11 protein-coding genes and 1 pseudogene are annotated in these 12073 nt (G+C 64.3%); 1 reads left to right on the forward strand and 11 read right to left on the reverse strand.

All coding sequences use genetic code 11. From position 1 onward, the window contains the following. Positions 1–44: 44 nt before the first annotated feature. From AB4O25_RS07865 to AB4O25_RS07915, 11 genes and pseudogenes are all read right to left on the reverse strand, one after another. Positions 45–1438 (reverse strand): annotated as a pseudogene (locus AB4O25_RS07865) (FAD/NAD(P)-binding protein). Positions 1439–1450: 12 nt separating this feature from the next. Further along, complete coding sequence (locus tag AB4O25_RS07870) at positions 1451–2218, reverse strand: ABC transporter ATP-binding protein (RefSeq protein ID WP_017527154.1); 768 nt, start codon at positions 2216–2218, stop codon at positions 1451–1453. Positions 2219–2221: 3 nt separating this feature from the next. Continuing rightward, positions 2222–3562 (reverse strand): ABC transporter substrate-binding protein, encoded by a 1341-nt coding sequence (locus tag AB4O25_RS07875; RefSeq protein WP_460150727.1) that lies wholly within the window; start codon positions 3560–3562, stop codon positions 2222–2224. A 21-nt stretch (positions 3563–3583) separates the two neighbouring features. Then, positions 3584–4633 carry a branched-chain amino acid ABC transporter permease gene (locus tag AB4O25_RS07880; protein ID WP_017527152.1) on the reverse strand — a complete coding sequence of 350 codons (1050 nt, stop codon included), beginning with the start codon at positions 4631–4633 and terminating at the stop codon, positions 3584–3586. A 4-nt stretch (positions 4634–4637) separates the two neighbouring features. Further along, positions 4638–5519: a branched-chain amino acid ABC transporter permease gene (locus AB4O25_RS07885; RefSeq protein ID WP_065877451.1), complete on the reverse strand. Its 882-nt coding sequence runs from the start codon at positions 5517–5519 to the stop codon at positions 4638–4640. Next, complete coding sequence (locus AB4O25_RS07890; RefSeq protein WP_017527150.1) at positions 5519–6289, reverse strand: ABC transporter ATP-binding protein; 771 nt, start codon at positions 6287–6289, stop codon at positions 5519–5521. Before AB4O25_RS07890 ends, AB4O25_RS07885 begins: the two co-directional genes overlap by 1 nt. Next, positions 6286–7134 carry an AMP-binding protein gene (locus AB4O25_RS07895; RefSeq protein WP_116077839.1) on the reverse strand — a complete coding sequence of 283 codons (849 nt, stop codon included), beginning with the start codon at positions 7132–7134 and terminating at the stop codon, positions 6286–6288. Before AB4O25_RS07895 ends, AB4O25_RS07890 begins: the two co-directional genes overlap by 4 nt. A gap of 109 nt (positions 7135–7243) precedes the next feature. Next, the gene (locus AB4O25_RS07900) at positions 7244–8680 is read right to left on the reverse strand and encodes an LLM class flavin-dependent oxidoreductase (RefSeq protein ID WP_065877454.1); all 1437 of its coding nucleotides are present in this window, start codon (positions 8678–8680) and stop codon (positions 7244–7246) included. Next, entirely contained in the window at positions 8680–9006 is a 327-nt protein-coding gene (locus AB4O25_RS07905) for an acyl-CoA dehydrogenase (RefSeq protein WP_065877455.1), read from the reverse strand. Before AB4O25_RS07905 ends, AB4O25_RS07900 begins: the two co-directional genes overlap by 1 nt. A 12-nt stretch (positions 9007–9018) precedes the next feature. Further along, the gene (locus AB4O25_RS07910; RefSeq protein WP_017527146.1) at positions 9019–10215 is read right to left on the reverse strand and encodes an SfnB family sulfur acquisition oxidoreductase; all 1197 of its coding nucleotides are present in this window, start codon (positions 10213–10215) and stop codon (positions 9019–9021) included. Positions 10216–10369: 154 nt separating this feature from the next. Continuing rightward, entirely contained in the window at positions 10370–10933 is a 564-nt protein-coding gene (locus AB4O25_RS07915; protein ID WP_017527145.1) for a helix-turn-helix domain-containing protein, read from the reverse strand. 93 nt (positions 10934–11026) lie between these two features. Between AB4O25_RS07915 and AB4O25_RS07920 the strand changes: the two genes are divergently transcribed. After that, on the forward strand, positions 11027–11956 hold the full coding sequence (locus AB4O25_RS07920; protein ID WP_068934691.1) for a DMT family transporter: 930 nt from the start codon (positions 11027–11029) through the stop codon (positions 11954–11956). Positions 11957–12073 lie beyond the last annotated feature (117 nt).

Consider the following 12073-nt stretch of genomic DNA (forward strand, 5'->3'; position numbering starts at 1 on the left):
GGAGTTCCGCTCTTCTGTGGGAGGGGGCTTGCTCCCTCCCACACTCAGATTTCCGCCAGCCTCGAAGCCAGGGCTTTGGCCTGAAGCGCCACGTCCGTCACCGCGGTGCTCTCCCACCACATCCCGCGCAACGGCGGGCCCATGGCGAACAGTCTTTGGCTGGCCTGCCCCTGGGCGTCCAGCACCGCGCCCGACACGTGCGCCGCAATCCCCAACGCCAACGGCCCAGGCTGGATCAGGCCGCGCTTGAGCAATTGCCGGGGCAACGGCCGCGCCACGCGGCGCCAGTCGTATTCGATGCCGCTGGAGTTGATCAGCGCCGCGCCCGACACCTGGGTCAGCGCTGGCTCACCGCGATAGCGCAAACGGATCGTCACGCCCTCATCCGCAGGCGCCAGGCCCTTGAACGACGCCGCGCGAATGCGTAACCGCCCCTCGTCGTGCAACCGCGCCACCAACTGCGCACTCAACGGCGGCGAGCGGTGGTGATGGCTCTCCCACCACGGCCGCACATGCCGCACGAATTGGCGTTTCTCACGCTCGCCGGCCTGGCTCCACAGCCGGCCGATATGCGCGCGTACCGTGTCCAGCGGCGCCTGCCAGTCAATGCCTTGCGCCACTGCAATCCGGCATTGGCGCCGCACCTCTCGCAGCAACTGCCGAGGGCTGCGCAGGCTGTGGTCCTCGCCGAGAAAGTCCACCCAACTCGGCGGTTGGCGGCGCACATGGGGCAGCAGGCCATGGCGCGAAAACACCTCGATGGGCCCACGATGACCGGCCTGTTCCAGGGACACCACGGCATCGACCATGGTCAGCCCCGAGCCAATGATCAGCACCGTCGATTGTGGGTCGAGCTGGGCCATGGCCTGCACGTCCCAGGGTCCACCGCCGCCGCGTTCAAACCGCTGGACTCGGTTTGTGGCGTGCGCGCCGCCGGGAACATGCCGGTGGCCAACACCGCAACGGCGCCGCGCAGTGACTGGCCGTTATCGAGGGTCAGCCGGGTTGAACCCGCGTCCACTTGCAGGTCGACCACTTCGGCCCTTACATGCGCCACCGTGGACGCCGACAGCGCCTTGGCCTCGGCCAGCCGCTGCTGCGCGTACAAGCCGAACAGCCCGCGCGGCGGGAACAGTTCGCTGATCGGTACGTGCTGTTGGTCCGACTCCGGCCAGCCACCGGCGCCGATGTGCTCGGTGAGCCACTGCGTCAGGTCGTCGGCATTGTCGGGGTCGACGCTCATGCGCGCCGCGTTGCCGTTCAGCGTGTGGCCCAGCTCGACCGCGCTGTAGGCCTCGCCCCGCCCCAATTCGGCACGCGGCTCGATCACCAGGATCCGACGCCGGCCAGGCAAGCGCAGCAGTTGCACGGCGAGCATCGTGCCGCTCAGGCCGCCGCCGATGATCAGCACATCAGCGTCGCGGGTGGATTCACTCATGCAGGTTCGCCCTTACTGTTTACCCAGATAAATATCATGCAAATCACCCCGTGCCAGCAGCTCAGCGGCGCTGCCGCTCAAGGCCACGCGCCCAGTATCCAGCACGTAACCGTGGGACGCATAGGTCAGCGCGACGTTGATGTTCTGCTCGGCGATCAGGAAGCTCACCTGCTGTTCGCGGTTGAGCTGCGCGATGATCGCGAAGATCTCCTGCACGATCATAGGCGCCAAACCCATGGACGGCTCGTCGAGCAGTACCAAAGTAGGACGCGTCATCAACGCCCGGCCGATGGCGACCATCTGCTGCTCGCCGCCGGAGGTGAGCCCGGCGCGGGTGTGGCGCTTGGTCTTGAGCCTTGGGAACCAGGTGTAGATGCGCTCCAAGTCGTGCTCCATGTCCTTGCGGCTCAGGCGGCGCACAAAGCCGCCGCTGCGCAGGTTGTCTTCCACGCTCAGTTGGCCGAACACATGCCGCCCCTCCAGCACATGCACCATGCCCTCGCGCACGCGCTGGCTGGGGTCGATACCGGCCAGGTCGCGCCCGGCGTATTCGATCACACCCCGGCTGACCTCGGCGCGCTCGGCACGCACCAGCCCGGAGATGGCCTTGAGGGTAGTGCTCTTGCCGGCGCCGTTGGCACCGAGCAAGGCAACAATGGCGCCCTTGGGCACACTCAGCGACACCCCGGCCACCGCCAGGATTGCGCCGTCGTAAATCACTTCAATGTCGTTGACCGTCAGCAGCGACGGGCGCGCAGGCTCGGTGGCAGGCTGGCTCATGATTTATTCATCCCCAGTGCAGGTGCGTGGCGTCAGGCCTTTTTCCTTGGCGAACGCGGCCGACTTTTCATCGATCAACGGGCGCAGCAGTGCGCGGTCGGCGGCGATCCAGTCGCTGATCAGCGTCCACTGGGCGCCGTCCCACTGCTGCACCCGCGCCGAGCCGCCGCCTTCGTGGTCGCGGCACGACAGCTTGAGGTTCTGCATCAGGCCCAGGTAGCCCATGGCTTTAAGGCGTGCGTCGTCGATGTTCAGGTGTTCCAGGCCCCAGCGGCCTTCTTCGCCATTGAGTGGGCGCTTACCGAATTTGGCCTGCGCGGTGCGAATCGCCTCTACCGCTACGGCGGCATTCACCAGGCCGGAGTTGTAGTAGACACTGCCGAAGTTTTTCAGGTCCTTGAGGTCGCTGTGGCCCTTGTCGAGGATGGCTTGCTTGAGGCGCTGATGGATCTCGAAGTCGGCCCCGGCCGGGTACGGCGTGAGCGCCAGGTACCCCTTGGCGGCGGGACCGGCCGGCAGCACGTCCTCGCTGGAACTGGCCCAGATGTCGCCGATGATGTGGTCCACGGGGAAGCCGAAGCGCGCGGCGGTCTTCACCGCTACCGGCGTGGACACGCCCCAGGTACGCAGGAACACCCAGTCCGGGTTGGCCTGGCGGACCTGGCGCCATTGCGCCGATTGTTCGTTGCCGGGGTCGGCCACCGGGATCTGGATGTTCTCAAAGCCATACTTTTCGGCGAGCAATTTCAGTGGCCCGAGGGTTTCGCGACCGTAGGCCGAGTCGTGATAGACCGTAGCGATCTTCTTGCCCTTGAGCTTGTCGAAGCCGCCTTCGCGCTCGGCGATGTAATTGACCAGGCTCGACGCCTCGCTGTAGAAGGTCAGCATCACCGGGAAGTTGTAGGGGAACACCGTGCCGTCAGTGGCCTCGGTGCGCCCGTAGCCGAGGGTAATCAGCGGGATCTTGTCGACTTCGGCGCGCTCGCTCAGGGCATACGCCGCCGGCGCGCCGTTGGGTTGGTACACCGCGACCGGCGCGCCATCCAGGCCGTGCTTGAAGCGCTCATAGCATTCGATACCCTTCTCGGCCGTCCATTCGGTCTCGCATTCCTGCCACACCAGCTTGACGCCGTTGATGCCGCCTTCGACCTCGTTGATGTAGCGCAGGTAGTCGATCATCCCGGCCCACACCTGCACGCCACTGGAGGCATAGGCGCCCACGCGATAGGTGGCCAGGGGAATGAATTGCTGGTCCGGCGTCGCCATGGCCTGGGGCACGGCGCCGGCCAATGCGGCCAACGCAAAGGCGGCGCCGACCAGGGAACGTTTCAAGGATGCACGCATGGAAGTTCTCTTCTACAGGGGTTAGAAACGTAGCGGCCACTGCCGCAGCCGATCGCGAAGGGTATGCAACAGGCGAATCAAGCCCTCGGGCTCCTTGATCAGGAACACGATGATCAACACGCCAAAGATAATTTTCTGCAGGTTCTGCAACTGCCCCGCGTCCACCGAACCGCCGAACAATGCCTGCCCGGCGTGGCTGAGAAAGATCGGCAGCAAACTGATGAAGGCCGCGCCGACGAAGTTGCCGGCGATGCTGCCCATGCCGCCGATAATGATGATGAACAGGATCTGGAACGAGCGGTTGATATCGAAGCTGCCGGCACTGGCGGTGCCCAGGTAGGCGAAGGCCCACAGCGCGCCGGCGATGCCCAAGTAGAACGAACTGACCGCAAACGCCAGGCGCTTGTAGCGCACCACCGCAATGCCGACCACGGCGGCGGCGGTGTCCATGTCGCGGATCGCCATCCAGTTGCGCCCCACTTGGCTGCGCACCAGGTTGGTCGCGGTCCAGGTCAACAGCAGCACCGTGACCAGTGTCAGCAGGTAACGGCCCAGCGGCGTGTTGAGGTCATGGCCGAACAGCGCAAGCTTGGGCGCCGAAATCGTGCCGGACGAACCGTAGTTGTAGAACCAGGGGAATTTGACGAACAGCCACTCCAGGAAAAACTGCGCGGCCAGGGTGGTGACCATCAGGTAGAAGCCCTTGATCCGCGAACTGGGCAGGCCGAACAGCAAGCCCACCCCTGCGCTGATAATCCCGCCGCCCAGCAGCGCCACCGGCAGGCCCAGCTCGGGCAGGCGCAGCAGAAAGCCGTAGGTGGCAAATGCGCCAACCGCCATGAAGCCGGCGGCGCCCACCGAGGTCTGCCCGGTGTAGCCGGTCAGCAGGTTCAAGCCCAACCCGGCCAGGGACAGCACCAGAAACGGAATCAGGATCGCATTGAGCCAATAGTCATTGCCCCACAGCGGCACCACGCCAAAAGCCAGGGCCAGCAGGCCGAGCAGGCCCCAGGGCAGGCGTCGTTGCATCAGCAGTAACGGCGCGGTGTCTTGCGCAACAGGAATCGACATGGTTTCAGACTCGCTCGATGGCGCGCTCGCCGAACAGGCCGGCGGGACGCATATACAGGAAGGCCAGCGCCAATACATAGGCGAACCACGGCGTGATGCCGCCGCCGATCAGCGGGCCGATATACACCTCGGCGAGGTTCTCGGCGGCGCCGACGATCAGCCCGCCGACCATCGCCCCGCCAATCGAGGTAAAGCCGCCGATGATCAACACCGGCAACGCCTTGAGCACCACCAGCGACAGCGAGAACTGCACGCCCTGGCGCGCGCCCCATAGCAGCCCCGCCACCAGGCCGACGACGCCGGCCACTGCCCAGACGATCTGCCAGATGCGGTTGAGGTTGATGCCGATGGACAGCGCCGCCGTGGTGTCATCGGCTACCGCCCGCAACGACACGCCGATGCGGGTCTTGTTGAACAGCAACGCCAGCACCGTCACCAGCACCACGGCGGTGGCGGCGGCGATCAGGTCAAACTGGCTGAGCATCAGCGGCCCGACAAACAGCGGCACGTCGTCGATGCCCAGGTCCAGTGCGCGCACTTGGGAGCCCATCAAGCCCTGGGCCAGGCCCTCGATGATGAACGACAGGCCCAGGGTCGCCATGAACAGGGTGATCTGCGAACGGTTCACCAGCGGGCGTAGCACCAGGCGCTCGATGAGCAACGCGCCGACGATCATCACCAGCACCGTCAGCAGCAGCGCCACGGCGAACGGAACGCCCTGCTCGTGCAGGCTGACGAAGGTCAGCGCGGCAAACAGCAACATCGCGCCCTGGGCGAAATTGAACACGCCGCTGGCCTTGTAGATCAGTACGAAGCCGATGGCGACCAGCGAGTACAGGGTGCCGGCCAGCAAACCGCCGAGCAGGGTTTCGAAGAAGAACGTCATCAGCGCACCGCTCCCAGATACGCCGCGATCACCTCGGGGTGCGCCTGCACCTCGGCCGGCGTGCCGTCGCCGACCTTGCGCCCATAGTCGAGCACCACCACATGGTCAGACAGGCCCATCACCACGCCCATGTCGTGTTCGATCAACACCACCGTGGTGCCCAGGTCTCGGTTCACGTCGGCGACGAAGCGTGCCATGTCCTGTTTCTCTTCGGCGTTCATGCCGGCCATGGGTTCGTCAAGCAGCAACAGGCTGGGCCCGGCGATCAGTGCGCGGCCCAACTCCACGCGCTTTTGCAGGCCGTAGGACAGGTTGCCCACCAACACATCGCGATGGGCTTGCAGCTCAAGAAATTCCAGGATGTGTTGGCCGCGCCGGCGAAATGCTTCGGCTTCGCGGCGTGCACGGGGCAAGCCCAGGGCCTGTTCGAGAAAGCCGGCGCGCATATGCCGCGACAGCCCGGTAAGGAGGTTGTCGAGCACGCTCATCTTCTTGAACAGTGCGTTGTTCTGGAAGGTGCGCCCAATGCCTCGGCGGGCGGCGCCCAAGGGATCGATGCGATGGAAGTGTTGTTGCTCAAAGACGATCTCGCCGGCATCGAAACGGTACACGCCGTTGAGCACATTGAGCAGCGAGCTTTTGCCCGCGCCGTTAGGGCCGATCAACGCGCAGATCTCGCCGCGTTGTACCTCGAACGACAGCGCATTGATGGCCTTGACCCCTTTGAACGACAGCGAAATGTCCCGCACCTGGAGAATGGCCTGGCTCATGCGATGTCCCGTTTGAATTCGGCCAGCCACGTCGGCTCATTACCGGCTTTGAGGGGCTGCCAGATAGAGGCCAGGCGTTGAAAGCCCAGCAGTGTGCGCACGCGGTTTTTCAGCAACCGGCGCAGGCCGCCTTGCGGGTGGGCGATGGCCCAGTCGCAGAGGCGGCGCCGCCAACTGCCGACGGGAGCCAGGCGGCTTTCGATCTCATCGGCCAGGTGCTGCAAACGCTCGGGCGACAGCACCAGGCCGGTGGGCGCCACTTCGCTGCGATCGCGTCGCGCCGAGGCCAGGTTTTCCGGAAACGCCAGGCCATGACCGCTGTGCAGCCATTGCTCCAGCACCACGCCAAGGCCGTCTGGCCAGCCGGTGCCTTCTTCGCTCCACAGCACGGTTTCGCCCGTTGGTTGCCACCAACGCTGCAGGTGTTGCGCCGGATCGACCGGGCCGAGCAACTGAGCGAAGTCCAAGCGCTGGGTGAATGCCCAATCGCGCAGGCGACCTTGAACGTAGGCATGACTGGGGTGAATACGCCACAGTTGCTGCTCCAGGGCCTGCGGCTCGAGGTTATCGGCCAGCGTGAGCACCTGCGCGCCGACGGACTGGGCCGCCAATGCCAGCAACAGCAGGTTCGGCTCAAAGGCGCCACTGAGCACCAGGCGTGAGTGTTGATCGAAACCGTGCTGGCGCAAACCACCGGCCAGGCGTTCGACGTCGCGCAAGGCGTCGATCCAGCGCCAGGCGTACCACTGGCCCTGGCGCTTGTGGCGCAGGGCGATGTGCAACGGCGTAAGTTGCGCCCAGCGGCGCAGGTGCTCCAGAAGGGCCTTGGGGTCGTGCACGCTCATAGGGGGTGGTTCCTATTGGGGTGGTCAAGCGTGCGGTGGTCCGCTGGCTGGGATATTTGGATCGACACGGGACAAATGTGGGAGGGGGCTTGCCCCCGATGGCAGTGTGTCAGACACCTATCAATTGCTGACCCACTGCTATCGGGGGCAAGCCCCCTCCCACATTGGAATTTCGTGCACCAGACAGATCGCGGTAGCTGGCGCCGGGGTGGTTTGGACCCAACCTTGCGCCCTCGCCGAACAACTTCTCGCGCAGGGTGCCCTGGGCATATTCGGTCTTGTACACGCCACGCTTTTGCAGCTCCGGCACCAACCACTCCACGGCGTCGATGAAGGTCTCGTGGGTCAGCGCATACGCCAGGTTGAAGCCGTCCACGTCGGTGTCTTCCACCCATTCCTGCAACAGGTCGGCGACGGTTTGCGGGCCGCCGACAAACAAGGGCCCAAACCCGCCGATGCCCACCCAGTCAGCCAGTTCATTGGGCGTCCAGACCTTGTTCGGATCAGCCGTGGAGAACGCCTCCACCGCCGATTGAATCGCGTTGGTGTGGACATGTTTGAGCGGCTCGTCGGGCTTGAACTGGCTGAAGTCGATACCGGTCCAGCCGGAGATCAACGCCATTGCGCCTTCGTAGCTGACGTAGGTTTTGTAGTCGTCAAACTTGGCCTTGGCCTTGGCGTCGGTCTCGCCGACGATCACCGTCTGCAAATTGAAGATCAGGATTTTCTTCGGATCGCGCCCCGCCTCGGCGGCACGGCGACGGATATCGGCCACGGTTTTTTTCAGCAGCACCTTGGACGGTGCGGCGACAAACACGCATTCGGCCTGCTCGGCGGCGAACTGTTTGCCACGGCTGGAGGCGCCGGCCTGGTACAGCACCGGCGTGCGCTGCGGCGACGGCTCGCACAGGTGAATGCCGGGCACCTGGAAGTGTTTGCCGACGTGGCGGATCTCATGGATTTTGCTCGGGTCGCTGAAGATCCGACGCTCCCGATCACGCAGCACCGCGCCCTCCTCCCAACTGCCTTCCCAGAGCTTGTAGCAAACCTCGAGGTATTCCTCGGCGTAGTCATAACGTGCATCGTGTTCGGTCTGGGCCTTCTGGCCGAGGTTCTTGGCGCCGCTTTCCAGGTAGGAGGTGACGATGTTCCAGCCGATGCGGCCCTTGGTCAGGTGATCGAGCGTCGACAGCCGGCGCGCGAAGGGGTACGGATGCTCGAAGGACAGCGACGCGGTGAGGCCAAAACCCAGGTGCTGGGTGACCAGCGCCATCGGTGCGATCAGCGACAGCGGGTCGTTGACCGGCACTTGGGTGGCCTGGCGAATCGCCGCGTCACCGTTGCCGTGGTACACGTCGTAAATGCCCAGCACGTCGGCGATAAACAGGCCATCGAACTTGCCACGCTCGAGGATTTTCGCCAGATCGGTCCAGTACTCCAGGTCCTTGTACTGCCACGAGCGGTCACGCGGATGCGCCCACAGGCCTGGCGACTGGTGGCCGACGCAGTTCATGTCGAAGGCGTTCAAGCGGATTTGGCGGGCCATCAAAGCACTCCGTTGAGGTGGTAGTTGCCGACGATCTGGTATTTGCGCCGCAAGGGGTCATCCAGGGTCGACGGCAGCGCGGTGCGTTGGCCGGTCAATTCGAATTCGGCGTTGCTGGCGGCAATCAGGGCCTCGGCCGCGGCGATCTGCGCTTCGGTGGCGGCCACCGGGCTGGGGTGGCTGTCGGCGCGCTCAAGCAAGGCGGCGGCCACGTCGACACGGATCTGCAAGTCGCCGAAGCGGCTGATCACGTAGGGGTCGTCACTTTTTTGGACGTGAAGACGGGTGCTGTCGAGCAGTTGGCGGGCGAGTGTCAGTGCGGTCATGGGGCAGGCTCCTCAGTTCCAGGCGTGGCGCGCAGGCTTCACGCCGTTGAGCACGAAGTTACCGATCAGGTGGTATTTCCAGCGGGCCGGATCATGCAGGGTGTGGGTGCGCGCGTTGCGCCAGAAGCGGTCGAGGTTGTGCTTGGCGGTCACCGAGCGGGTGCCGGCCAGTTCGAAGAGTTTGCTGCTGGCGAGCAAGGCGGTTTCGGCCGACAGCACCTTGGCCTGGGCCACGACCAGGGAGGCGTGGGCCACGCTGTCTTCATTCGGCTCGGCCAGCGCCTGGTCGACCGCGATGCCGGCCTTGGCGAGGATGGCTTCGGTGCCGTGAACGCGCCATTGCAGGTCGCCGATGGCGGCGATTGTGAATGGGTCCTGCCAGCCGTGGTCCTGCTGGCTGTCGATCCAGGGCCGGGCCTGGCGGGCATGGATCTTGGCCTGTTCCAGCGCGCCAAGGGCGATGCCGGTATCGACGGCGGCCTGGATGATTTGTGAAATCGGGCCGTCGGCGGTGGGTTTATCGAACGCTAGATGCGCAGGGATCACCGCGCTCAACGGTACGTTCACGCCATCGAGGGTCACGCCACCACTGGCGGTGGTGCGCTGGCCGAAGCCGTCCCAGTTGTCGATCACGCTCAGCCCCGGCGCGTCGCGTTCGACGAAACCAATAAACGCCTGGCCCTGCTCGTTATTGCCTGCGGTGGGCACGATATGGGCGAACAGCGCGCCGGTGCAGTAAAACTTTTCACCATTGATTTGCGCGGTGTCGCCGTTGAACCGGATCTGCGTGTCGAAGGTACCGGCGTTTTTGCTCTTGGCTTCGGAGAACGCATTGCCGAAGCGGTAACCCGCCAAGACCTTGCCGAAGTAATAGCGCTTTTGTTCCTCGGTACCGGTTTGCAGCAGGAGGTCCACCACCCCCAGATGGTTCTGCGGGATTTGCCCCAGGGACGGGTCGGCCGCGGAAATCCGTTTGATCACCTCGGCCACCGTCACATAGGACACCCCGGCACCGCCGTAGGCCTTGGGCACCGTGATACCCCACAGGCCGCTGCCGGAAAATTCGTCAAGTTCGGCCACCGGCAGGCGCCGGTCGCGGTCGCGCGCGCTGGCTTCGACGGCAAAGCGTTCGGCCAGGCGCGTGGCGACCTCAATGGCCTCCGCGTCCGAGCGGATGATATGGGCAGGGTGTTGAGGGTGGGCTGACATGGGCCGACTCCAGGCTCCGAGAGAATAACGGAGGGATTGCAGGAGTCGTGCCTGAATCTAATCACCAGCAAAATCAGCGGGTTGCGGGTTAAGCGAGACCCTTGAGCGCAGTGCAAACCAGCAAAATGTCCATCCACTGTTGCCTGGCGGACAGTTAGAGCACCACGTTACGAACAAAGCGCACGGCCACGTCGCCGTCATTGCGATAGCCATGGACCTGGCGGCTGGCAAACATGAAAAACTCACCGGCAGCGACCTGTTTGTCTTCTTCGCCAACGCGCAAGGTCAGGCAGCCTTCAAACACAAACACCTGCACGCTCCAGCCTTCGGGGTCGGGTTCGGGGCTGTAGCGATCGCCGGGCTCCAGGCGCATCTCCCATAGCTCGACTTCGCGCCGCGCAGTGGCCTTGGCCAGTAATACGGCTTTGCTGCCGGGAATGTCGCCGGCCCAGGCGAGTTCGTTGATGCGGCTGTGGTCGCCCGCATCCGGGGCCTGGATCAGGTCGCTGAAGGCCACTTCCAGTGCTTCGGCCACGCGGTCGAGGGTGGACAGGCTGACGTTCTTCTCGCCGGCCTCGATGGCCACCAGCATGCGCCGGCTGACCCCGGACTTTTCCGACAGCGCGGTCTGGCTGAGGTCGGCGGCGTGGCGCAGACGACGGACGTTCTGGCTGACGTGTTGCAGGACCGAGGCCCGGTGTGGATTTTCTTTGTGCACTATATTGCTCAATGGGTGGGTGTGCGCAGTATACTGCCCAGCGTGCGGCGCATTGTGCGGTCCGTGCCTTTCCCTTGCAAGACCAGAGCCGCCATGACCGCCCCGACCTCCCCTTCGCGTTTCAATCGTTTCAGCAAAGCCGAATGCATCCTGGTGTTTATCACCATGATCTGGGGCGGCACCTTTTTGCTGGTGCAGCACGCCATGACCGTCAGCGGGCCGATGTTCTTCGTGGGCCTGCGCTTTGCGGCGGCGGCGATTGTGGTGGGCTTCTTTTCCCTGCGCACCCTGCGTGACCTGAGCCTGTTCGAACTGAAGGCCGGGGTGTTTATCGGCGTGGCGATCATGTTCGGCTACGGCCTGCAGACCATCGGCCTGCAAACCATTTTGAGCAGCCAGTCGGCGTTCATCACCGCGCTGTACGTGCCGTTCGTGCCGTTGCTGCAATGGCTGGTGCTGGGGCGTCGTCCGGGCTTGATGCCCAGTATCGGCATCATGCTGGCGTTTGCCGGGTTGATGCTGTTGACCGGGCCGACCGGAGCATCGCTGAATTTCAGCCCCGGCGAAATCGCGACCTTGATCGGCGCCATCGCGATTGCCGCGGAAATCATCCTGATCAGCGCCTTTGCCGGGCAGGTGGATGTACGTCGCGTCACCGTGGTGCAACTGGCCACGGCATCGCTGCTGTCGTTCCTGATGGTCGTGCCGATGGGCGAGGTATTGCCGGGGTTCTCCTGGTTGCTGCTGTTCAGCGCGGTGGGCCTGGGCTTGACCAGCGCGGTGATCCAGGTCGCGATGAACTGGGCGCAGCAGAGCGTTTCGCCAACACGGGCCACCTTGATTTATGCCGGTGAGCCGGTCTGGGCCGGGGTGATCGGGCGGCTCGCCGGCGAGCGCTTCCCGCCGATAGCGATGCTGGGGGCGGTGTTGATTGTGCTGGCGGTAATTGTGAGTGAGATGAAGACGCGCGGGCAGAAGGCGGTTGAACTTCAAGCGGAGGTAGAACACGAACAACAAGGATAAGACCCGGCCTTCACCACAGGTAACGGTGCGGGGCTGAAACAATGCTTATTCGGAATTTTCGATCTACCTTGTAGGATCCTGCCACATCTTGCCGTTTGGTGATCACGAAAGCGGCAC

The organism is Pseudomonas sp. S3_A03 (assembly GCF_054668275.1).

Excerpts from the sequence above, each read along its gene's own strand:
- AB4O25_RS07890 (WP_017527150.1), bottom strand. The coding sequence starts at position 6,289 with ATGAGCCAGGCCATTCTCCAGGTGCGGGACATTTCGCTGTCGTTCAAA.
- AB4O25_RS07900 (WP_065877454.1), bottom strand. The coding sequence starts at position 8,680 with ATGGCCCGCCAAATCCGCTTGAACGCCTTCGACATGAACTGCGTCGGC.
- AB4O25_RS07870 (WP_017527154.1), bottom strand. The coding sequence starts at position 2,218 with ATGAGCCAGCCTGCCACCGAGCCTGCGCGCCCGTCGCTGCTGACGGTC.
- AB4O25_RS07880 (WP_017527152.1), bottom strand. The coding sequence starts at position 4,633 with ATGTCGATTCCTGTTGCGCAAGACACCGCGCCGTTACTGCTGATGCAA.
- AB4O25_RS07885 (WP_065877451.1), bottom strand. The coding sequence starts at position 5,519 with ATGACGTTCTTCTTCGAAACCCTGCTCGGCGGTTTGCTGGCCGGCACC.
- AB4O25_RS07875 (WP_460150727.1), bottom strand. The coding sequence starts at position 3,562 with ATGCGTGCATCCTTGAAACGTTCCCTGGTCGGCGCCGCCTTTGCGTTG.
- AB4O25_RS07895 (WP_116077839.1), bottom strand. The coding sequence starts at position 7,134 with ATGAGCGTGCACGACCCCAAGGCCCTTCTGGAGCACCTGCGCCGCTGG.
- AB4O25_RS07910 (WP_017527146.1), bottom strand. The coding sequence starts at position 10,215 with ATGTCAGCCCACCCTCAACACCCTGCCCATATCATCCGCTCGGACGCG.
- AB4O25_RS07920 (WP_068934691.1), top strand. The coding sequence starts at position 11,027 with ATGACCGCCCCGACCTCCCCTTCGCGTTTCAATCGTTTCAGCAAAGCC.
- AB4O25_RS07905 (WP_065877455.1), bottom strand. The coding sequence starts at position 9,006 with ATGACCGCACTGACACTCGCCCGCCAACTGCTCGACAGCACCCGTCTT.